Source organism: Pseudomonas anuradhapurensis (assembly GCF_014269225.2).
Taxonomy (GTDB): Bacteria; Pseudomonadota; Gammaproteobacteria; order Pseudomonadales; family Pseudomonadaceae; genus Aquipseudomonas; species Aquipseudomonas anuradhapurensis.
On the sequence record NZ_CP077097.1, the window covers coordinates 1,434,905 to 1,456,225 of the forward strand.

Below are 21,321 nucleotides of genomic sequence, written 5' to 3' on the forward strand. Positions count from 1 at the left end.
GCCGCTGTAGGAGCGGCCTTGTGTCGCGATGGGGCGCGAAGCGGCGCTAGTTCGATACGGCGTTGCCATCCGCCATCGTGCCACCCGCCGCCGTCACCACCTGTACCGACAACCGCGGCGTCGCCAGGTCCAGCCCCGCTTCATCCAGCTGCCGCTTCAACGCCAGGTTGAACGCCCGCGACACCTCCCACTGCTTGATCGGCGCGGTCTTGAACCGCGCCCGCAGGATCGCCGACCCCGACTCGAAGCTTTCCACGCCCTGCAGCTCCAGCGGCGACCAGATATTGCGGCGCATCAGCGGGTCGTTGCGCAGCTTCTGCCCCACCTCGCGAACCAGGCTGATCGCCTGGTCGATGTTCATGCTGTGCGGGATGGCCACGCGGAAGATCGCGTAGCCGAACTCGCGCGAGTAGTTCTTGATGCTCTTGATCTCGCTGAACGGGATGGTATGCACGATGCCGTCGATATCGCGCAGGCGCACGGTACGGATGGTCAGCCCTTCGACCGTGCCCAGGTGGCCGCCGACATCCACGTAGTCATCGATGGCCAGCGAGTCTTCGATAATGATGAACAGCCCGGTGATCAGGTCGGCCACCAGCGATTGCGCGCCAAAACCGATGGCCAGGCCGATCACCCCGGCACCGGCCAGCAGCGGGGTGACGTTCATGCCCATGTTGGCCAGGGCGACGATGACCGCGATGATGAAAATGACCACGAACATCACGTTGCGGATCAACGGCATCATGGTTTGCGCACGGGCGTTGGCCAGGCCTCGGCGTGAACGCACCAGGGCGTGGTGCACGGCGGTGTCGGCGAGAATCCACACCAGCCAGGCGACAATCAGCGTGCCGGCCAGGCCGAGCAGGCGCAGGCTTATGTCGTGGCCTTCGCCTTCGGCGAAGCTGATCATCGACAGGCCCCACACGCGCAGGCCCAGTTCGATGAACACCAGCCAGATGAACAGGTGCACCAGCAGGTAGGCAAAATTGCGCAGGCGTTCGGCGTACACCGCCTGGCGCTTGGTGGCCCGCTTGGGGTTGGCGGCATGGCGGCGCACCAGGCCGTTGAGCACCATGCACACCACCACCAGCACGGTGCACATCAGCGACTGGCGCAGGGCGGTGCTGGTGTCGCCGGCGGAAACGAAGGTCGCGAACAGCGAGATGGCCACCAGGATCAGCGCCGGCACGAACCAGAAGCTGCCGAGGATTTCGATGGTGTCGCTGAGGGTGCGCCGGGTCAGGCGCCGTGACAGCGGCTGGTTGCGGATCAGGTGGGCGATGGGCCGGCGAAAGCGCAGGATGAACAGCCCCGTGCACAGCGCCGCAATCACGTTGGCCAGGGTCGCCAGGGCATGCGCCAGGTGGGTGCCGAGGGCGACCGTCAGGCGTGGGTCGCTCATCGCCTCGCCGAACGCGGCGAAACTGCCGATCAGCCACAGCGGGCGGAATGCCTGGTGGCGCAGGATGTACAGGGCGCGGTGGCGGTGCGGGCCGTCGAGCAGCGAAAAGGCGATCACGCAGATCGCCGAGAAGCAGGTGCCCACCACCAACGCATAGGCCAGCACCATGGCCAGCGATTTGCCCAGCGACGGCGGCAGCACGAAGCTCAGGTATACGGTAAACACCAGCGCCACCAGCCATGGGCCGAGTTTGCGCAGGGCAAAGCGCACCAGGTCCCAGGTGCGGGGATGCTGCGGCAACTCCTCGCTCAAGCCAAAGCGCAGGCGTACCCGGTGGCCAACCCAGTTGAAGGCATAGGCCAGCACACTCCATACGGCGATGACTGCCGCGAAGCCGAACAGGATGGCCGGCCACTGGTGCACCGGCACCACCAGCTCGGCCAGTTCGGCCTGGGCCTGTTCGATTTCCGCAGCCCAACGGTGGAACGGGCTGGCATCGCCGCTGAACTGCTTTTCGAGATCATGCAGGGCGCCGCCGATCAGGCCGAGCACGCCTTGTTCGACGTTGGGTTGCGATTGTTGGGTGGCATCGCGCAGCTTTTTCAGGTCGGCCAGCAGCTTGGCCCGCTGCTGGTCGTTTTCCAGGTTTTTGATCACCTCGTCCAGCGACTTGCCCAGCGGTTCGCTGGCTTCCGCTTGCGCGGGCGCGCTACCGCCAAGCAGGCCAGGCAGGCCGGCGGCTTGTACCGGTGGGAGGAACAGCAACAGCAGCAGGAACAGGCAACGCAGGAAGGCGGGCACGGGTAAAACTACCTCAGGTCAAACGATTGACCGAGTGTAGAGGTTTATGACGGCAGCTGCTCCAGGATCTTCCAGCAGGTGAGGCCAAAGATGCCCAGTGTGCCGACCCACATCATTACCACGCCGAGGTTGCGCTCGCGCAGGCTGAAGCCGACGGTCAGCAGCAACAGGAACAGGAACACCGGCACGAACAAGGAGAGGAACGGGGACATGGCAGTGGTCCTTCGGCGATGAGAGCGGTTGCGTTGAGTATAGTTCGCGCCGGGCTAAAGCGGGGTTGATCTGAATCACAGAAATTTTCAAGTAGGGTTTGTGGATTTTTCCTACATGTTTATCAGACCGACTTCCTACAAAGAATTTAGCGGTTCCGCCGATGGCTTGAGGGACACGTTGTATGTCTTTCACGGCATTTGGGGGAGCGCTTCATGAAGCTACCAGTACTCGTTGTTTTTTCGATGGTAACGCTGACCTTCAGCGGATTTGCACAAGCACAGAACAACGTTGCAACGTGACCGTCGATAATCAGACGGATTCAACTGCCCAGTTTACGTTTGAACATCTGGTGGGGACTGCCAATCCAATGTTTTCGGCTGTGCAGAGAAAACAAGCCAGCACTGCAAAAGTGACCAGTTATTCGCCCTTGGTATCGGGCATGCGGTTCACCTACACGTCCGGGGCGAAGGCTTGTCGGTTTTCGGCTTCACATACCTCTGGCACAGGTAATACGCCTGTCTGGAACAAGGACGCTCGCTCCATTGGCTCATCCAGAGCGACGTGTTCGGTAGTTTTGCAGCGCGTGTCGGCGCAGCCACCTTACGATTACACCGTCAAGTTCACCATCCAGTAATCCTGACGGATACTGCTTCAAATGCTCCCGCACATTCCTTCTGGAGAACAGAATGAAAATTACCGGTATTCCTGCCAATATCTTGCCCGTGCGAACTTCCGTGGCGCTCGAGAAGACAGAGCCATTACCACGACCAGCCTCGACCAGTGTGAGACTGTCTGAAGAAGGGCGGGATCTGGCTGCGCATTCGAATGAGACGAGAGCCAGCTATCAGCGCATCTATGGCACTCCTACGCTGGATGACCGCGTGAATATAGAATACGACAGGGTCGGGTATGAGAATTATGTCAAACGGCATTTGCCAGAGAACTACTCTGCCGAGCGCACCGAGTTATTCTACAAATCCGTGCAGTATATGGTTGACGTTGCGGATGGGAAATATCCGAAAAACAACCCGTTTGCCGGTCTGGGCAGGGATACACTGGTCGCCATACAGGAAGACGAAGGCAATTTTACCGAGATGGAGCGTGCGGCAGCCGGGCGTGCCAAGTACGAACTTGATCAGGCTTACTTTGGCCGCATTTTTGCCTACACCGACAGTACCAGGGATCTACGGGTTTTATTCAGGGGATATCTCGAATACCTCGATAACCTTACGCCTGTAGAACGTCTTGCTTATCCGGATAACGAGCACGAACTCGTGGCTGAACGGTTGGCACATGCCCAGAAAGAAACTGGCAGCCTCCCCGAAGATTTCTCGCTGTGGAAATACATCAACTGGGACCCCAAAGGCCGCCTCAACCTGGAAGCCCTGCTTGATCCGTCGAAAACAGAGCCCGCCCCGGCACTCGAGGCGGGCCCTGCCGCGGATCACGGCAGCTCGCGGCTGCGGTAGAACGCCGTCAGTACCTTCACCAGGTGCGCCAGGTCATGGCTGCCGCACAGTTCGCGAATCGAGTGCATGGCAAAGGTCGGCAGGCCGATGTCGACCGTACGTACGCCCAGGTGGCTGGCGGTGATCGGGCCGATGGTCGAGCCGCAGCCCATGTCGCTGCGCACCACGAAGCTCTGCACCGGCACCTCTTCGGCCATGCACAGGTGCCGGAAGAACCCGGCGGTTTCGCTGTTGGTGGCGTAGCGCTGGTTGTTGTTGACCTTGATCACCGGCCCGGCATTGAGCTTGGGCCCGTGGTTGCCGTCATGCTTGTCGGCGTAGTTGGGGTGCACGCCGTGGGCGTTGTCGGCCGACACCATCAGCGAGCGCTGGATGGTGCGCACGTAGGCATCGCCATCCGGCAGCAGGCGCTGCAGGGTCTGCTCCAGCATCGGGCCGTCGGCGCCGCAGGCCGAGCAACTGCCGACTTCTTCGTGGTCGTTGCACACCAGCACGCAGGTTTCATCGCTGTCCGCGGTGAGCAGGGCCTGCAGGCCGGCGTAGCACGACAACAGGTTGTCCAGGCGCGCGCCAGCGATGAAGTCGCCGTTCAGGCCGACCAGCGCGGCATCCTGGGTGTCGTAGAAGCTCAGTTCGTAATCCAGCACCACGTCGGCGATCAGTTCATGCTCGCGGGCCAGCTGCTCGGTGAGCAGGGCGCGGAAGTCGATGCGCTCGTCACCAGCCACCTGGGCCAGGATCGGCGGCAGTTCGTTCTGCGGGTTGATCGCCCAGCCTTCGTTGGCGGTGCGGTTGAGGTGAATGGCCAGGTTGGGGATGATCGCGATCGGCAGCTTGAAGTCGATCAACTGGCTTTCGACCTTGCCGTCACGGCGGTAGGTGACCCGGCCAGCCAGCGACAGGTCGCGGTCGAACCATGGCGCCAGCAGCGCGCCGCCATACACTTCGACGCCCAGCTGCAGGAAGCCCTGGCGCTGCAGCTCGGGCTGCGGTTTGACCCGCAGGCACGGGCTGTCGGTGTGCGCGCCGACCATGCGGATGCCGTTCAGCAGCGGCGCTTGCTTGCCCAGCTTGATGGCGATGATCGACGAGTCGTTACGGGTGAGGTAGTAGCGGCCGCCAGGCACGGTGGCCCAGCTGTCGCGTTCGTCCAGGCGCTGGTAGCCGGCAGCTTCCAGGCGCTGGGCCAGGCTGGCGGTGGCGTGGAAAGGCGTAGGGGAGGCCTTGAGGAAGTCGATCAGGCCAGAATTCAGTGCGTCGCGCATAGCTCACTCCAGACAGCAGTGGCGCGAGTTTAGCGTATTGGGTCGACAATTTGTGTCTGCCTCTTCGCGGCTAAAGCCGCTCCCACAAGGACCGCACCGCTTTCAAGGGCCGTGCAGTACCTGTGGGAGCGGCTTTAGCCGCGAAGAGGCCGGTAAAGGCGATACAAGATCAGAACGGCGCCGGGCACTCGAACTTCATCCGCGCCCCGGAAACCGGGTGGGTAAAGCTCAGCATCGACGCATGCAGGCACAGCCGCTCATGGGCCGCCAGCGCCTCGGGGTTGGCATACAGGCGGTCACCCAGCAGCGGGTGCCCGATCGACAGCATGTGCACGCGCAGCTGGTGCGAGCGCCCGGTAATCGGCGTCAGCTCGACCCGGCAATGGTCGCCACAGCGCTCGATGATGCGCCAGAAGGTCAACGCATGCTTGCCCAGCTCGTGGTCCACCACATGCCGTGGCTTGGTCGGCGGGTCGTAGCGCAGTGGCAGGTCGATGCTGCCGCTGTCCAGCGCCGGCTGGCCCCAGCACAGTGCGGTGTAGGCCTTTTCGGTTTCGCGGTCGTGGAACTGGCGCGACAGTTCACGGTGGCTATCGGCATCGCGGGCCAGCAGGATGATGCCGGAGGTTTCCCAGTCCAGGCGGTGCACGATCAGCGCATCGGGATAGCCGTTTTCCTGCAGGCGGGTGATCAGGCAGTCCTTGTTGTCCTCGGCACGGCCCGGTACCGACAGCAGCAGGGTCGGTTTGTTGATCACCAGGATGGCGGCGTCTTCGTGCAGGATCTGGATGTTGGACAGCGGCATTGCAGGGTCTCTGTTGAAACGGGGGAAAGCCATTGGGGCCGCTTTGCGGCCCATCGCGACGCAAGGCCGCTCCTGCACCGGGGTAGGCATTCCCGGCAGGGCGGCCTTGCGTCGCGATGGGCTGCACAGCAGCCCCAATGGCTGATTGCGCGGATCAGCGATCCGGCAACGTGATGTTCAGTTCCAGAATCGAGCAGCTGCCCTGGTTTTCCAGTTCGATATGCACGTCATCGTTGCCGATGTTCACATACTTGCGGATCACTTCCAGCAGTTCCTTTTGCAGCGCTGGCAGGTAGTCCGGCTCGCTGCGTTGGCCGCGCTCGTGCGCCACGATGATCTGTAGACGCTCTTTCGCTACCGACGCGCTGGTCTGTTTCTGTCTGCCACGAAAGAAGTCAAAAAGGTTCATGGTTTACTTGCCTCCAAACAGGCGCGCGAAGAATCCTTGCTTCGGCACTTCGATGAACCGCAGGGGCTTCTCTTTGCCCAGCAGACGGTCGACGGTATCGCTATAGGCCTGGCCGGCATCGCTCTGGTCGTCGAGGATGACCGGGATACCCTGGTTGGAAGCCTTCAGCACGGCCTGGGATTCCGGGATCACGCCCTTGAGCTTGATCGCCAGGATCTCTTCGACGTCGGCGATGCTCAACATTTCGCCCTTTTCCACGCGCTCCGGGTGGTAGCGGGTGATCAGCAGGTGTTCCTTGATCGGCTCTTCGCCGTTCTCGGAGCGGCGCGACTTGCTCGACAGGATGCCCAGCATGCGGTCGGAGTCACGTACCGAGGAAACCTCGGGGTTGGTCACCACGATGGCTTCGTCGGCGAAGTACATGGCCAGGTGCGCACCTTTCTCGATGCCGGCTGGCGAATCGCAGATGACGAACTCGAAGTCTTTCTTCAGCTCCATCAGCACCTTTTCCACGCCTTCCTGGGTCAGCGCGTCCTTGTCACGGGTCTGGCTGGCCGCCAGCACGTACAGGTTCTCCAGGCGCTTGTCCTTGATCAGGGCCTGTTGCAGGTTGGCTTCGCCGTTGACCACGTTGACGAAGTCGTACACCACGCGGCGTTCGCAGCCCATGATCAGGTCGAGGTTACGCAGGCCTACGTCGAAGTCGACGATGACAGTCTTGTGGCCACGCAGTGCGAGGCCGGTACCAATGGCGGCGCTGGTGGTGGTCTTGCCCACACCCCCCTTGCCGGAAGTAACCACGAGAATCTTGGCCAAGGTGTTTCACCCCTAAAATAATCGGGACGCAAGTCCCTGCAAAAATACAAATAATTGGCAACGACAAAAAAGTTGCACTAAAAATGCTGGCAAGTATCCGTTAAAGACGGGTGATGTTCAACACGTCGCCAGACAGGCTGACTTGCACCCCGGTGCCCCACAGCGGGTCGCGGCGCAGGTCTTCGCAAACCTTGTACTGGCCGGCGATGGAGACCATTTCGGCGGTCATCTGCTGGCAGAAGATACGCGCCTTGGTATTGCCCTTGATGCCGGCCAGGGCGCGGCCGCGCATGGCGCCGTACACATGGATATTGCCATCGGCCAGAAGTTCCGCCCCCGGGCTGACCGAGGCAGTCACCACCAGGTCGCCGCCCTGGGCGTAGATCTGCTGGCCGCCACGCACCGGCGCGGTGATGATGCGGGTCGGGCGCACCTCGGGCTCGAGGATCGGCGGCGGCACCGGGGCCGGCTCGGGCTTCTTCACCTCGGGCTCGGGCTCCAGCGGCCGTTCGCGGGCACCGGACGGCGGCAGCACCGGCAGGTCGATGGCAATGGCGGCGGCAATGTCCTCGATACGGTTGGCGCGGATGGCCAGGGTGCGCAGGCCGTGGTGGCGGCAGATCCGCATCAAGCCAGGCAGGTCGATTGCGCCCACGTCGGCCGGCAGCTTGTCCAGCGCCAGCACCAGCGGCGTGTTGCTGAAGAAGTTCGGTGCCTGGGCGACTTTGGCCGCCAGCTGGCGGTCAAGGGCCTCAAGGTCATTGCGCGCCAGTTCCAGTACGGTAATGGCAAGCATGCTGCCCTTGAGCTGGAACACGGAGGCGGAGTCGGGTGTGTGGTTTGGGCTCATGGTCTGCATAGACGGCTTGTTGCGAAAAAAGTGCCCTGACTTATAACGATAAGACCGGTTGCCCGCAACATGCGCTGATCCGTTGTAGAATGCGCGGCCTTTGTCTTTCCGGAAGCTTCAATGGAACGTCCGCGTTTTCGTCCCTATTTCCTTCACCCTCGTTTCTGGGGCCTGTGGCTGGGCCTGGGCCTGCTGTGGCTGGTGGTCCAGCTGCCGTACCGGGTGCTGTTGAAGGTCGGTGCCGCGCTGGGGGCGGTGATGTACCGCTTTGCCGGTGAGCGGCGGCGCATTGCCGCGCGCAACCTGGAGCTGTGTTTCCCGGAGCTGTCGGTCGACGAGCGGCAGCGTCTGCTCAAGGCCAATTTCGCTTCTACCGGCATCGCCTTCTTCGAAATGGCCATGAGCTGGTGGTGGCCCAAGGCACGCCTGGCGCGCCTGGCGCATGTCGAGGGGCTGGAGCACCTGCAGGCCGCCCAGCAGGCGGGGCAGGGCGCGATCCTGATGGCGGTGCACTTCACCACCCTGGAAATCGGCGCCGCGCTGCTCGGCCAGCAGCACACCATCGACGGCATGTACCGCGAGCATGGCAACCCGTTGTTCGATTTCATCCAGCGCAGCGGCCGCGAGCGGCATAACCTCGACTCGCTGGCAGTGGAGCGCGAGGATGTGCGCGGCATGCTCAAGCTGCTGCGTTCGGGCCGGGCGATCTGGTACGCACCGGACCAGGACTACGGTGCCAAGCAGAGCATCTTCGTACCGTTGTTCGGCATCCCGGCAGCGACGGTGACCGCCACCACCAAGTTCGCCCGCCTGGGCAAGGCGCAGGTGATTCCGTTCACCCAGAAGCGCCTGGAGGATGGCAGCGGCTATCGTCTGGTGATACACCCGCCGCTGGCCGACTTCCCCGGCGAAAGCGAGGAGGCCGACTGCCTGCGCATCAACCAGTGGGTCGAGCGCGTGTTGCGTGAATGCCCCGAGCAGTACCTGTGGGCGCACCGGCGCTTCAAGTCGCGGCCCGAAGGGGCACCGCGGCTGTATGACAAGAAAAACCGCTGAGCCTGCTTTGCCTGTGCCGGCCTATTCGCGGGTAAACCCGCTCCCACAGGTTCTGCACAGGCCTTGAAAGCTGTGCAATACCTGTGGGAGCGGGTTTACCCGCGAATAGGCCGGCACTGACAGCACATCAACTCCAGGAAGGACTCGTATGGCCCCACCCCCGGTAACCGGTCTTATCCTTTCTGGCGGCGGCGCCCGTGCCGCCTACCAGGTCGGCGTGCTGGCCGGCATCGCCGAGCTGTTGCCTGCCGGCGCACATAACCCGTTCCCGGTCATCGTCGGCACCTCTGCCGGCGCCATCAACGCGGTGACCCTGGCCAGTGGCGCGACGCACTTCCATGACACGGTGCAAAAGCTCACGGCGTTCTGGCAGAACTTCCGCAGCCACCTGGTCATCCGCAGCGACTGGCCTGGCGTGGTCCGCCAGGCCAGTCGCTTCGTTGCCCACAACCTGCTGGGCCTGGGCCGCCCGGGGCCGGTGGCGTTGCTCGACAGCAGCCCACTGCGCAACCTTCTGCAGTCGCACCTGAACCTGGACGGGATCGCGCATTCCCTGGCTGCCGAACAATTGCGGGCCGTCGCGGTGACCGCATTCGGCTATGAGTCCGGCCAGGCAGTGACTTTCTACCAGGGCCGCGGCACCATCGAAGCCTGGTTGCGCCACCGCCGCATTGGCATGCCGGCGCCTTTGACCATCGACCACCTGTTGGCCAGCGCGGCCATCCCGTTGCTGTTCGCTCCGGTACAGCTCGGCGATGAGTATTACGGTGATGGCGCAGTACGCCAGTCGGCGCCGATCAGCCCGGCCCTGCACCTGGGCGCCAGCCGCGTTCTGGTGGTCGGGGTCAGCGGCAACCCGCAGCGGCCAGCGCCGCCCTTGCCGGCCCAGCGCATATTCAGCGGGCAGCAGCCGAGCCTGGCGCAGATTGGTGGGCACATGCTCAACAGTACGTTCATCGACAGCCTGGAAGACGACATCGAACTGCTGCAGCGCCTCAACCACCTCAGCCGCCTGTTGCCGGCGCACCTCGATGCCCGGCGCCTGGGGCTGGCACCCATCGACGTGCTGGTGGTGGCGCCCAGCCAACCGCTGGACGAGATCGCCGCACGCCACCGGCGCGAGCTGCCGGCGGCGTTGCGCGTGTTCCTGCGCGGGCCGGGGGCGACCCGGACCAGCGGCGCGGGGGTGTTGAGTTACCTGCTGTTCGAGGCCAGCTATTGCAGCGAGCTGATCGAACTGGGGCGCAGGGATGCCTTGGCCAAGAAGCGGGAGTTGTGCCAGTTCCTCGGTATCTGATGCTGCCTGTTCAGGCCCTGTCGCCGGCAAGCTGGCGACAGGGGCGAGAGCGCTGTTATTCGGCTATCTGCAGCTTGCGCGCCTGGGTATACACATAGCGCACCTTTTCATACTCGAACGGCGAGTTGAGCTGGCCGTAGCGGAAGTTGGTGGTATAGCGCTTGTCCACCACGCGCAGGGCAAAGATTTCCGGGTGGTCACTGCTGGCTTCGGCCACGTTCAGGTAGTTGATCGCCTGCTCGCCGGCATAGTCCACCACCAGCCCGGTGGTGTCGCGCAGGTTCGACGGCCCCAACACCGGCAGCATCAGGTACGGGCCGTCCGGCACGCCGTAGAAGCCCAGGGTCTGGCCAAAGTCCTCGCTCTGGCGCGGCAGGCCCATCTTGGTCGCCGGGTCCCACAGCCCACCGACGCCGATGATGGTGTTGAACATCAGCCGTGCAGTGATCTCCGCCGAACGCTTGGCCTTGAGCTGCAACACGCTGTTGAACAGGTTCGGCACATCGCCCAGGTTATTGAAGAAGTTGCTCACGCCGGTCCGCACGAAGCGCGGCGTGACGTATTGGTAACCGCTGACCAGTGGCAGCAGGACCCATTGGTCGAGGCGGTAGTTGAAGTGATAGATGCGCCGGTTGATCGACTCCAGCGGGTCGTACACGTTCAGCGCTTCCAGGGTGGAGCGCTCGAATTCTCGCTGGTCCAGCCCCGGGTTGAATTTCAGTTCGCGCAGCGGGTCGGTAAAACCATCGGCTTCCGGCGCCAGCGGCGCGGCGGTCACCTGCGGGTCGGCCTCGATCACGCTGGCCCGCGGGGCGGTCTCGGCAGCCAGGGCATGGCCGGCGGCTAACAGGGCAGTGGCGAGGAGGAGTTTGTTAACCACGGAAGAACTCCAGCATGGCGTCACTGTTGACGCGGTAATTGAGGTTGCCGCAATGGCCGCCGTGCGGGTAAAGGGTCAGGCGGTCGCCGAACACCTTGCGCAGGAAACCGATGTCGCCCGGGCCGAGGATGACATCGTCGGCGTTGTGCATCACGGCGATCTTGTCGCTGCTGCGCAGGTAGTCTTCCAGGGCATACAGGCTGACCTGGTTGACCAGCTGCAGGATGCTGTTGCCGTCGGTGCGGGCGCGCCACATGGGGATCACCTGCTCGGTCATGTAGCAGTCGAAGTCGCACTGCAACGCGCGCTTGAAGAACGGCGTGAGGCTGCTGCCCTCGGTAATCGGGAACTTCGGCGGAATGATCAGGCCGCGGCGGTTGATCAGGTCGGAGGTGAAGGCGATGTCGGCTGCGGAGAAGCGGAACGACGTGCCGATCAGCATGGCCATCTGTTCGTTGGACAGGTGCTGGCGCGACTGCTGGAAGTCGTACAGCAGGGCTTCATTGAGGTCGATGTAGCCTTTTTCCTGGAAGTAGCGGGTCAGCTTGGCCAGCATCAACTCGTAGAAGGTGGTGCTGCGGTCGATGCCCTTGACCTGGGTTTGCACCAGTTTGTCGAGGTTGTTGATCGAGGTGTACAGGTTGACCGGTGGGTTCAGCAGCAGCACGCGCTTGAAATTGAAGCTGCGGCGGGTTTCATCCAGGTGGCTGACAAAGGCGGCATCCAGTGCCCCCAGGCTGTAGCCGGTGAGATAGAACTCGCTGACCGGCAGGCGCGGGTGCTGGGCACGCACGGCCTGCATCACCCGGTACATGTCTTCGGCGTCTTCCTGGCTGACGCCAGGGGTGGCGAAGCGTGAAGCGGCGCTCATGAAGTCGTAACTGGTGGGTGAGGACAGTTGCACCACGTGGAAGCCGGCCTGGTAGAACAGCTTCTTCAGGTATTCGTTGATGCTGCTGGTGTAGGGCGCGCCAGTGCCGGCAATGATGAAGATCAGCGGTGCTTCACGGTCCTGGCGGGCCAGGCGGTACTTGAGCTTCTTCACCGCCCAGAAGTTGTCGGGCAGGCTGAACTCGCGGTCCGGGCGCAGGTTGAGGCTGTAGTCGGACTGGCTGATTTCGTCGTCGCCAGGCAGGCTGGGGCGCTGGTCCGGCGGCGTGGTGGCGATGGTCGCCTCGAACGGGTTGGTCAAGGGGTAGCCATAGCTCGCGGCGTCGATATCCCGCGCCGAAGCGGCCACAGCCAGGAGCAGGCCGCCAAGCAAGGCAGCGAGGCGCAAAGATCGAAGCATGTAATCCCCCAAAAGAACGCAAGGTCGAGCAGTGTGCAGGCTAGGACCACAGCGGGCCGGGCAAAGTTGCCAGGCGTGGTGGCCTTTTGTGTGCTTGTTATCTGCAACATAGCTGCAGGGTTGTGATTTTGCCTTACAACAAGCCATAAGCGATCATGGATGCTTTCGATTACCGCTATTGGAGAACTGGATGTCTCGGTCGCTGCCGCTTGCGCTGCTTGTGCTGTTTCTGGGGCTTTGGCTTGCTGCCAGTTATGGCGTGCGCTATGGGCTGATGGAGGATGGCCAGTGGGTGGGGTTGTGCACGGCGCCGGCGGCTTACTGGCAATGTGAGGTGCGGTCGTTGCTGGGGTTGGGCATCCATCATCAGGTGCTGGCCTGGGGCGGGCTCGGGCTGGCGCTGCTGGCGCAGGTAGTTGGCGGCCGCGGCGGCTGGTGGCTGGCGCTGGTGGCGCTGGTGTTCGCAGTGCCGGCACTGGTGCTGTATACCGCCAGCATTGCCGTGTTCGCGCTGGTGCTGGCGGGGCTGCGCTTGGTGCGAGACGCTGGGGCCACGCCGTCCCTGTAGGAGCGGCCTTGTGTCGCGATGGGCTGCGCAGCAGCCCCGGCAATCTTGAGTCGTAGTCGAGATCCCGGGGGCCGCTTTGCGGCCCATCGCGACACAAGGCCGCTCCTACGGCGATAGTTGTTTTCAGGCCTTGCGCGTAATCCGCAAGCTGCGCCACAACGCCGCCGTCATCAGCACACTGACCAGCGCCCACAGCCAGGCCTGCTGGTTCTCCAGCCCTTCCACGAACAACTGCGGCGCCACCCCGGCACCCACGATGAACGCCAGCAACGCCACTTCCGCCCGCCGCGCCGCTACCGGCCACAGCGCAAACACCAGCGCCGGCAAGGCCAGCGCTGCGCTGGGGAAGCTGCGATAGCGTGGGTCGAATACCATTGCCAGCATGCTCACCGCCGCGGCAAAGCCCGCCGCCAGCAGCAGCCAGCCCGCGCGTGCCTGCAGCCAGGCGAACAGCCGCTCGCGCCAGCCGGCGCGCCGTGCCAGGGCCAGCACGGCATGGGCCAGCACCAGCAGGTTCAGCCCCGCCAGCAACAGCGCCCACAGCCATTCCCCGGCAAACCGCGCATGGGTGCGCATCAACTCGCCCCACAGCCCCAGGCAACCTGCGCCAAACGCCGCCAGCAGCGGTAGCAGCAGGGCGGTTGCCGGTGTAGCAGGGCGCCCGGCAAACACCAGCATGGCCGCCGCCAGCAGCGCACTGGCCAGCAACCACTGCGGCCAGTGCGGCAAGTTGCTCACTGGCCCTTCGAGTACGCCCTTGTCCTGCCGGTCGGCATCGTAAAGCCCCCAGTAACCGCCGACCGCCCCTTCGTTGGCGCGCTTCCATGGCTGGTCGAACGCCTCGATCAGGTTGTAGTGCCAGCCGTTGCTTTCCGCCATGGCGACGAAGCCGCGGATGAAGCGCGCCTCGTTGACCCGGCTCGGTACCGCGGTGTCGCGCTGGCGGCCTTCGCTGGGCCAGCCGGTTTCGCCGATCAATATGTCCTTGGGCGCGAAGCGCGTGCCGAATACCCGGCGCACATCGGCGACGTGGGCCAAGGCTTGATCGATGCCACGCGGGTCATCCTCCCAGTACGGCAGCAGGTGGATGGTGAGGAAGTCCACTGCCGGCGCCACTTGCGGGTGCTGCAGCCAGAACTCCCACACATCGGCGTAGGTCACCGGCACCTTTACCTGGCTTTTCACCCGGGCGATCAGCGTGGCCAGTTGTGTACCGGTGACTTCCTTGCGCAGCAGCGTCTCGTTGCCGACGATCACCGCGCTGACCACGTCGGGGTTGGCGTTGGCGGCGGCGATCAGCAGCTCGATTTCCTTCTCGGTGTCGGCCGCGTGGGCGTTGACCCAGGCGCCGAGCATCACCTTCAGCCCATGTTTGCGGGCCAGCGCCGGAATTGCCTCAAGGCCGCTCATCGAATAGGTGCGGATGCACTGAAAACGCTCGGCGAGCAATGCCAGGTCGGCGTCCATGCGTGCCGGGCGCAGGCGGAACGGCCGGTCGTAGGGCGACTGGTCCTTGTCGAACGGTGTGTACGAGGCGCATTGCAGCTTGTGCGTCGGGCTGGCGGCATCGGGCAGCTGCACCGGCTTGCCGAGCCCGTACCAGAGCCCTCCCAGGCCCAGCAGGGCAAGCACGCAGGCAAACAGGTACAACGGCAACAGCAGGCGGGCAGAGCGGGGCATCGGGCGGTCCATCGTCAGGTGCAAAAGGCTAGATAGTAGCCTGACGCCAAACCTTTGGCATGCAAGGATCGCGCAGGTCGGCACTGGCGGATGGCGCTAATGGCATAGTGCTGTCGCATATGGGCGGGTACAGGTCGCACGTGGAGCAGGTCGCCCGGTGTGGCAGGAAGATGATGCAATCTCCTAGACCTGACGAGGGGATGCTTTGATGGCTGCTTTGAGAAAAATGCGACGTTTCCTGGGTGTGGGCACCGCCCTGGTAATGGCCATGGGCGCTGCACAGGCAATGGCTAAAGAAGTAAGCATTGGTTACGTGGATGGTTGGGCCGACAGCGTGGCAACCACCAACGTGGCCGCCGAAGTGATCAAGCAGAAGCTCGGCTACGACGTCAAGCTGCAGGCTGTGGCCACCGGGATCATGTGGCAGGGCGTGGCCACCGGCAAGCTCGATGCCATGTTGTCGGCTTGGTTGCCGGTGACCCATGGCGAATACTGGGCCAAGAACAAGGACAACGTGGTCGACTACGGCCCGAACTTCAAGGACGCCAAGATCGGCCTGATCGTCCCCGAGTACGTCAAGGCGGTGAGCATCGCCGACCTCAAGACCGACGACAGCTTCAAGCAGAAGATCGTCGGCATCGACGCCGGCTCTGGCGTCATGCTCAAGACCGAGCAGGCCATCAAGGATTACGACCTGACCGGCTACAAGCTGCAGGCCAGCTCCGGCGCGGCGATGACGGCAGAACTGGGCCGTGCCTACAACAAGCAGCAGTCGATCGCGGTGACCGGCTGGGTACCGCACTGGATGTTCGCCAAGTGGAAGCTGAAGTTCCTCGAAGACCCGAAAGGCGTGTACGGCGCTGCGGAAACCGTGAACAGCATCGGCAGCAAGGAACTGGCGAGCAAGGCGCCGGAAGTGGCGGAGTTCCTGAAGAAGTTCAGCTGGCAGTCGAAGGACGAGATTGGCGAGGTAATGCTGGCGATCCAGGAAGGGGCCAAGCCTGAAGCGGCGGCCAAGGACTGGGTGGCCAAGCACCCTGATCGGGTGAAGGAGTGGACCGGCAAGTAACAACCCGTCAGGGCCAGTTTTGCTGCTTCGCGGGCACGCCCGCTCCCACAGGAACTGCACCGACTTCAAGGGCAGCGAAAATCCTGTGGGAGCGGGCGTGCCCGCGAATGGCCCTTCACTTTGTTACGCAACTGGTAAAACACCGTTGCATCTAAGACTAAGGTCGTCTGGTTGGCGTCCGACAGCCGCATAAAGTAGGGGTCGTGGGTACCACCCCTATCTGTGCTGCTAGGACAAAAACAATGAACGACAGCATTTACCTCTCGATACAAAACAGCCCCCGTTTCAAGGAGCTGGTCACCAAGCGCGAACGGTTCGCCTGGATTCTCTCGGCGATCATGCTCGGCCTGTATTGCGCCTTCATCCTCCTGATTGCCTACGGTCCGCAGATCCTCGGCACCAAGCTCAGCCCGGACTCCTCGATTACCTGGGGCATTCCCCTGGGCGTCGGCCTGATCGTCTCGGCATTCGTGCTGACCGCCATCTACGTGCGCCGCGCCAATGGCGAGTTCGATGAGCTGAACAAGGCCATCCTGAAGGAGGCGCAACAATGATTCGTCATGCCAAAACCCTGGCCGTACTGGCCTGCGGCGTCTTCGCACCCGCCGTGTGGGCTGCCGATGCCCTGACCGGCGAGGTGCAGAAACAACCGCTGAACGTTTCCGCCATCGCCATGTTCGTGGCCTTCGTCGCCTTCACCCTGGGCATTACCTACTGGGCCTCCAAGCGCAACAAGTCGGCCTCTGACTACTACGCCGCCGGTGGCAAGATCACGGGCTTCCAGAACGGCCTGGCGATTGCCGGTGACTACATGTCGGCGGCCTCGTTCCTGGGTATTTCCGCGCTGGTGTTCACCTCGGGCTACGATGGCCTGATCTACTCGATCGGCTTCCTGGTCGGCTGGCCGATCATCCTCTTCCTGATCGCCGAACGCCTGCGCAACCTGGGCAAGTACACCTTTGCCGACGTGGCCTCGTACCGCCTCGGGCAGAAGGAAATCCGCACCCTGTCGGCGTCCGGTTCGCTGGTGGTGGTAGCGTTCTACCTGATTGCGCAGATGGTCGGTGCCGGCAAGCTGATCGAGCTGCTGTTCGGCCTGGACTACCACGTGGCGGTGATCCTGGTGGGTATCCTGATGTGCCTGTACGTGCTGTTCGGCGGCATGCTGGCCACCACCTGGGTACAGATCATCAAGGCGGTGCTGCTGCTGTCCGGGGCCAGCTTCATGGCGCTGATGGTGATGAAGCACGTGGGCTTCGACTTCAACACGCTGTTCTCCGAAGCGATCAAGGTGCATGCCAAGGGCGAAGCGATCATGAGCCCGGGCGGCCTGGTCAAGGACCCGATCTCGGCCTTCTCGCTGGGCCTGGCGCTGATGTTCGGTACCGCCGGCCTGCCGCATATCCTGATGCGCTTCTTCACCGTCAGTGACGCCAAGGAAGCGCGCAAGAGCGTGCTGTATGCCACCGGTTTCATCGGCTACTTCTACATCCTGACCTTCATCATCGGCTTTGGCGCCATCCTGCTGGTCAGCACCAACCCGGCCTTCAAGGACGCCGCCGGCGCCCTGCTCGGTGGCAACAACATGGCCGCGGTGCACCTGGCCAATGCCGTAGGCGGCAGCGTGTTCCTCGGCTTCATCTCGGCGGTGGCCTTCGCCACCATCCTGGCGGTGGTCGCTGGCCTGACCCTGGCCGGTGCCTCGGCGGTGTCCCACGACCTGTACGCCAGCGTATGGCGCAAGGGCAAGGCCAACGACAAGGACGAGATCCGTGTGTCGAAGATCACCACCGTCGCCCTGGGCGTACTGGCGATCGGCCTGGGCATCCTGTTCGAGAAGCAGAATATCGCCTTCATGGTCGGGCTGGCGTTCTCCATCGCCGCCAGCTGCAACTTCCCGGTACTGCTGCTCTCGATGTACTGGAAGAAACTGACCACCCGCGGTGCCATGATCGGCGGCTGGCTGGGCCTGGTGAGTGCAGTGACGCTGATGGTCCTCGGCCCGACCATCTGGGTACAGATCCTCGGCCACGAAAAGCCGATCTACCCGTACGAGTATCCGGCACTGTTCTCGATGCTGATCGCCTTCATCGGTATCTGGTTCTTCTCGATCACCGACAAGTCCAAGGCTGCCGAAGACGAACGTGCGCTGTTCTTCCCGCAGTTCGTGCGTTCGCAGACTGGCCTGGGGGCATCGGGCGCTGTTTCGCACTGATCCTCACGGCAATGAAAAAACCGCGCTTCGGCGCGGTTTTTTCATGTCTGCGGCGCTAGATCATGCCTAGCAGCAACAACACCAGCAGGATCACCAGCACCACGCCGATGATGCCGGACGGGCCGTAGCCCCAGCTGCGTGAATGTGGGAAGACCGGTAAGCCACCAATCAACAGCAGAATCAGGATGATGATCAGAATCGTGGTCATGACGGAGTCCTTGCGTGGTTGGGGGTCAAGGGCCTCGGACTGCTGGCCTCTTGTAAATTGGGACCGACGCCGCTTGGGAAAGATTCCATTGGTGTACGGACAGTGCTGGCCACGGACGCATGCTGCCCCATTCACTACCCTGATGAACCCTGCCGTTACCCAGGCCCTTGTTTAGACTCCAGGTCACTCTTCATGCAAACAAGGCCAGCCACCATGCAAAACCGCATCATGATCACCGGCGCCGGGTCCGGCCTCGGTCGCGAGATCGCCCTGCGCTGGGCGCGCGAGGGCTGGCGCCTGGCGTTGGCCGACGTCAACGAAGGCGGCCTGCGCGATACCCTGGAAGGCGTGCGCAAGGCCGGCGGCGACGGCTTCGTCCAGCGCTGCGACGTGCGTGACTACAGCCAGCTCACCGCCCTGGCCCAAGCCTGCAGCGAGCAGTTCGGCGGCATCGATGTGATCGTCAACAATGCCGGTGTCGCTTCGGGCGGGTTCTTCGCCGAACTGTCGCTGGAAGACTGGGACTGGCAGATCGCGGTCAACCTGATGGGCGTGGTCAAGGGCTGCAAGGCTTTCCTGCCGCTGCTGGAGCGCAGCAAGGGGCGCATCATCAACATCGCCTCGATGGCCGCGCTGATGCAGGGGCCGGGCATGAGCAACTACAACGTGGCCAAGGCCGGCGTGCTGGCCTTGTCGGAGAGCCTGCTGGTGGAATTGCGCCAGCTCGAGGTTGCGGTGCATGTGGTGTGCCCGTCGTTCTTCCAGACCAACCTGCTGGATTCGTTCCGCGGGCCGAACCCGGCGATGAAGGCGCAGGTGGGCAAACTGCTGGAAGGCTCGCCGATCAATGCGGCGGACATTGCCGACTACATCCATCAGCAGGTCAGCGCCGGCGAGTTCCTCATCCTGCCCCACGAGGCCGGGCGCCAGGCTTGGCAACTGAAGCGCCAGGCGCCCGAGCGGCTGTATGACGAGATGGCCGACATGGCGGTGAAAATGCGCGCCAAAGCCCATTCCCGCTGATTGATCTGTAAGGAAAATTACCTAGAAATGTAGGGCGCTTCTGATTATCAGCGGAACTATTGAGTAGCCAAATGCCAGCAAGGCAGGCTCCGGTTTTCCCTTTCGCTGGAGGACTGGAGCATGTTGGTAATTGGACGCGAAGTGGGGCAGGTCATCGTGATCGGCGATGACATTCGGCTCATGGTGGTGGAAACGCGGGACGGAATGGTCCGCTTTGGCGTGGATGCACCGCGCGAAGTGGCGGTGCATCGGGCCGAAGTGTACAGGCGCATCAAGGAGGCCAAGCCAGGCAAAGCCTGATGGCGCCGGCCCAGGCCTGCTAGTCGAGCAACTCGCGCGGCACATCATGCCTGGCCAGCAGCTGGCACTGCTGGCTTTCCGGGTCGAACAGGATGAACGCCTGGCCCTTGGCCAAGGCCTGGCGCACCCGCAGCACACGGGTTTCCAGCGGGGTATCGTCGCCGTTGTCGGTGCCGTCGCGGGTGACGAAGTCTTCGATCAGGCGGGTCAGGGTTTCGGCTTGCAGTTGGTCGTAAGGGATCAGCATGGTGGGCGGAGCCTAGGGAATTGATGGGCGCATGCTACGCGAAACACCTGGCCTTTTGGGGCCGCGTTGCGGCCCGATCGCCGGCTGGGCGGAGCCCACAGGCCTCGGGCATCCCGCTGTTCCGTGGGCGCTGGCTTGCCGGCGATCGGGCTGCAACGCAGCCCTTGGCCTCAAGCCTTGTGACCGACCAGGCTATCCACCGCCGGCACCCGGGTATCACTTTCCATCTGCGCATCATGCTCCAACTGGTGGCTGAAGCGCTCCAACGAGGTATTGGCCGGTTGCGAGTCGCTGGCAAACACTGGCGGGCTGAGCAGGTACGCCGACAGCAACCGGCTCAGCGCCGCCAGGCTGTCGATGTGCGTACGTTCGTAGCCATGGGTGGCATCGCAGCCAAACGCCACCAGCGCGGTACGAATATCGTGCCCGGCGGTCACCGCCGAATGGGCATCGCTGAAGTAATAGCGGAACAGGTCGCGGCGCACCGGCAGGTCGTGGTCGCCGGCCAGTTTCAGCAAGTGCCGCGACAGATGGTAGTCGTAAGGCCCCGACGAGTCCTGCATGGCCACGCTCACGGCATGTTCGCTGGAAGCCTGGCCGGGCGCTACCGGGGCGATGTCGATACCGACGAACTCGCTGACGTCCCAGGGCAGCGCCCCGGCCGCACCCGAGCCGGTCTCTTCGGTAATGGTGAACAGCGGGTGGCAGTCGATCAGCGGCTGGCGGCCGCTTTCCACCACCGCTTTCAGCGCTGCCAGCAGCGCGGCGACACCGGCCTTGTCGTCCAGGTGGCGGGCGCTGATGTGGCCGCTTTCGGTGAATTCGGGCAGCGGGTCGAAGGCGACGAAGTCACCGATGCTCAGGCCCAGCGCCTCGCAATCGGCGCGCGTGGCGCAGTAGGCGTCCAGGCGCACTTCCACATGCTCCCAGCTGATCGGCATCTGGTCGATGGCGGTGTTGAAGGCGTGCCCGCTGGCCATCAGTGGCAGCACGCTGCCACGGAACACGCCGGTGTCGGTGAACACGCTGACCCGGCTGCCCTCGGCGAAGCGGCTCGACCAGCAGCCGACCGGCGCCAGGGCCAGGCGACCGTTGTCGAGCAACTGGCGGACGCTGGCGCCAATGGTGTCGAGGTGGGCGGACACGGCGCGGTCCGGCGAGTTTTGCCGGCCCTTGAGCGTAGCGCGGATGGTGCCGCGGCGGGTCAGCTCGAAGGGAATGCCCAGCTCCTCCAGGCGTTCGGCCACGTAGCGCACGATGGTGTCGGTGAAACCGGTGGGGCTGGGGATGGCGAGCATCTCCAGCAGCACGCGTTTGAGGTAGTCGAGATCGGGTTCGGGGAGTCGTTCGGACATGAGTACTCCTTGGAAGTTGCATTGATTCTTCGCGGGCACGCCCGCTCCCACAGAGCCCCCACAAGTCTCAACAATTGCGCTGCCCCTGTGGGAGCGGGCGTG

At 63.3% G+C, this 21,321-nt stretch carries 22 protein-coding genes; 9 read left to right on the plus strand and 13 right to left on the minus strand.

Going from position 1 to position 21,321, the window contains the following annotated elements; genetic code table 11:
• Positions 1-46: 46 nt before the first annotated feature.
• Both HU763_RS06570 and HU763_RS06575 read right to left on the minus strand, forming a co-directional pair.
• Positions 47-2,203: a mechanosensitive ion channel family protein gene (locus HU763_RS06570; RefSeq protein WP_170028768.1), complete on the minus strand. Its 2,157-nt coding sequence runs from the start codon at positions 2,201-2,203 to the stop codon at positions 47-49.
• 44 nt (positions 2,204-2,247) lie between these two features.
• The gene (locus HU763_RS06575; protein ID WP_170028769.1) at positions 2,248-2,415 is read right to left on the minus strand and encodes a hypothetical protein; all 168 of its coding nucleotides are present in this window, start codon (positions 2,413-2,415) and stop codon (positions 2,248-2,250) included.
• A gap of 687 nt (positions 2,416-3,102) precedes the next feature.
• On the opposite strand from HU763_RS06575, the gene HU763_RS06580 reads away from it, so the two are divergent.
• Complete coding sequence (locus HU763_RS06580; RefSeq protein WP_186689553.1) at positions 3,103-3,885, plus strand: hypothetical protein; 783 nt, start codon at positions 3,103-3,105, stop codon at positions 3,883-3,885.
• Here the strand turns inward: HU763_RS06580 and HU763_RS06585 are convergent.
• The 5 genes from HU763_RS06585 to minC form a co-directional block, all read right to left on the minus strand.
• On the minus strand, positions 3,861-5,150 hold the full coding sequence (locus HU763_RS06585; protein ID WP_170028772.1) for a M18 family aminopeptidase: 1,290 nt from the start codon (positions 5,148-5,150) through the stop codon (positions 3,861-3,863). The two genes, HU763_RS06580 and HU763_RS06585, sit on opposite strands and share 25 nt — an antisense overlap.
• Before the next feature lie 169 nt (positions 5,151-5,319).
• Positions 5,320-5,955, minus strand: a complete 636-nt coding sequence (locus HU763_RS06590) for an RluA family pseudouridine synthase (protein ID WP_186689551.1) — start codon at positions 5,953-5,955, stop codon at positions 5,320-5,322.
• A 154-nt stretch (positions 5,956-6,109) separates the two neighbouring features.
• The gene (gene minE, locus HU763_RS06595; protein ID WP_003252572.1) at positions 6,110-6,364 is read right to left on the minus strand and encodes a cell division topological specificity factor MinE; all 255 of its coding nucleotides are present in this window, start codon (positions 6,362-6,364) and stop codon (positions 6,110-6,112) included.
• Between the two features lie 3 nt (positions 6,365-6,367).
• Entirely contained in the window at positions 6,368-7,180 is an 813-nt protein-coding gene (gene minD, locus HU763_RS06600) for a septum site-determining protein MinD (protein WP_019097102.1), read from the minus strand.
• 100 nt (positions 7,181-7,280) lie between these two features.
• Complete coding sequence (gene minC / locus HU763_RS06605) at positions 7,281-8,039, minus strand: septum site-determining protein MinC (protein WP_170028774.1); 759 nt, start codon at positions 8,037-8,039, stop codon at positions 7,281-7,283.
• A 111-nt stretch (positions 8,040-8,150) separates the two neighbouring features.
• On the opposite strand from minC, the gene HU763_RS06610 reads away from it, so the two are divergent.
• A complete protein-coding gene (locus HU763_RS06610; protein ID WP_186689549.1) occupies positions 8,151-9,086 on the plus strand; it encodes a lipid A biosynthesis lauroyl acyltransferase in 936 nt (311 codons plus the stop codon).
• A gap of 148 nt (positions 9,087-9,234) precedes the next feature.
• The gene (locus HU763_RS06615; RefSeq protein WP_186689547.1) at positions 9,235-10,383 is read left to right on the plus strand and encodes a patatin-like phospholipase family protein; all 1,149 of its coding nucleotides are present in this window, start codon (positions 9,235-9,237) and stop codon (positions 10,381-10,383) included.
• Positions 10,384-10,438: 55 nt separating this feature from the next.
• On the opposite strand, the gene HU763_RS06620 is transcribed toward HU763_RS06615, so the two are convergent.
• Positions 10,439-11,182: an MlaA family lipoprotein gene (locus HU763_RS06620; protein ID WP_420831050.1), complete on the minus strand. Its 744-nt coding sequence runs from the start codon at positions 11,180-11,182 to the stop codon at positions 10,439-10,441.
• A 73-nt stretch (positions 11,183-11,255) separates the two neighbouring features.
• Positions 11,256-12,554, minus strand: a complete 1,299-nt coding sequence (locus tag HU763_RS06625) for a ferredoxin reductase domain-containing protein (protein ID WP_186689543.1) — start codon at positions 12,552-12,554, stop codon at positions 11,256-11,258.
• Positions 12,555-12,744: 190 nt separating this feature from the next.
• Between HU763_RS06625 and HU763_RS06630 the strand changes: the two genes are divergently transcribed.
• A complete protein-coding gene (locus HU763_RS06630; protein WP_186689541.1) occupies positions 12,745-13,122 on the plus strand; it encodes a hypothetical protein in 378 nt (125 codons plus the stop codon).
• A gap of 123 nt (positions 13,123-13,245) precedes the next feature.
• Here the strand turns inward: HU763_RS06630 and HU763_RS06635 are convergent, their stop codons facing one another.
• The gene (locus HU763_RS06635) at positions 13,246-14,814 is read right to left on the minus strand and encodes a glycoside hydrolase family 17 protein (RefSeq protein ID WP_186689539.1); all 1,569 of its coding nucleotides are present in this window, start codon (positions 14,812-14,814) and stop codon (positions 13,246-13,248) included.
• A 196-nt stretch (positions 14,815-15,010) separates the two neighbouring features.
• Here HU763_RS06635 and HU763_RS06640 point away from each other — a divergent pair, with 196 nt between their 5' ends.
• From HU763_RS06640 to HU763_RS06650, 3 genes are all read left to right on the plus strand, one after another.
• The gene (locus HU763_RS06640) at positions 15,011-15,871 is read left to right on the plus strand and encodes a glycine betaine ABC transporter substrate-binding protein (RefSeq protein WP_186689538.1); all 861 of its coding nucleotides are present in this window, start codon (positions 15,011-15,013) and stop codon (positions 15,869-15,871) included.
• Positions 15,872-16,113: 242 nt separating this feature from the next.
• On the plus strand, positions 16,114-16,425 hold the full coding sequence (locus HU763_RS06645; protein WP_170028782.1) for a DUF485 domain-containing protein: 312 nt from the start codon (positions 16,114-16,116) through the stop codon (positions 16,423-16,425).
• Complete coding sequence (locus HU763_RS06650; RefSeq protein ID WP_186689537.1) at positions 16,422-18,086, plus strand: cation acetate symporter; 1,665 nt, start codon at positions 16,422-16,424, stop codon at positions 18,084-18,086. The genes HU763_RS06645 and HU763_RS06650 overlap by 4 nt, the downstream gene beginning before the upstream one ends.
• A gap of 55 nt (positions 18,087-18,141) precedes the next feature.
• Here the strand turns inward: HU763_RS06650 and HU763_RS06655 are convergent, their stop codons facing one another.
• Positions 18,142-18,294, minus strand: a complete 153-nt coding sequence (locus tag HU763_RS06655; protein WP_003252624.1) for a DUF3309 family protein — start codon at positions 18,292-18,294, stop codon at positions 18,142-18,144.
• A 213-nt stretch (positions 18,295-18,507) separates the two neighbouring features.
• Between HU763_RS06655 and HU763_RS06660 the strand changes: the two genes are divergently transcribed.
• Both HU763_RS06660 and HU763_RS06665 read left to right on the plus strand, forming a co-directional pair.
• The gene (locus HU763_RS06660) at positions 18,508-19,317 is read left to right on the plus strand and encodes an SDR family oxidoreductase (RefSeq protein WP_186689536.1); all 810 of its coding nucleotides are present in this window, start codon (positions 18,508-18,510) and stop codon (positions 19,315-19,317) included.
• A 120-nt stretch (positions 19,318-19,437) separates the two neighbouring features.
• Complete coding sequence (locus HU763_RS06665; protein ID WP_186689535.1) at positions 19,438-19,617, plus strand: carbon storage regulator; 180 nt, start codon at positions 19,438-19,440, stop codon at positions 19,615-19,617.
• Between the two features lie 19 nt (positions 19,618-19,636).
• On the opposite strand, the gene HU763_RS06670 is transcribed toward HU763_RS06665, so the two are convergent.
• Entirely contained in the window at positions 19,637-19,864 is a 228-nt protein-coding gene (locus HU763_RS06670) for a YheU family protein (protein ID WP_051099660.1), read from the minus strand.
• A 170-nt stretch (positions 19,865-20,034) separates the two neighbouring features.
• Complete coding sequence (locus HU763_RS06675) at positions 20,035-21,219, minus strand: osmoprotectant NAGGN system M42 family peptidase (protein ID WP_170028786.1); 1,185 nt, start codon at positions 21,217-21,219, stop codon at positions 20,035-20,037.
• Between the last annotated feature and the right edge of the window lie 102 nt (positions 21,220-21,321).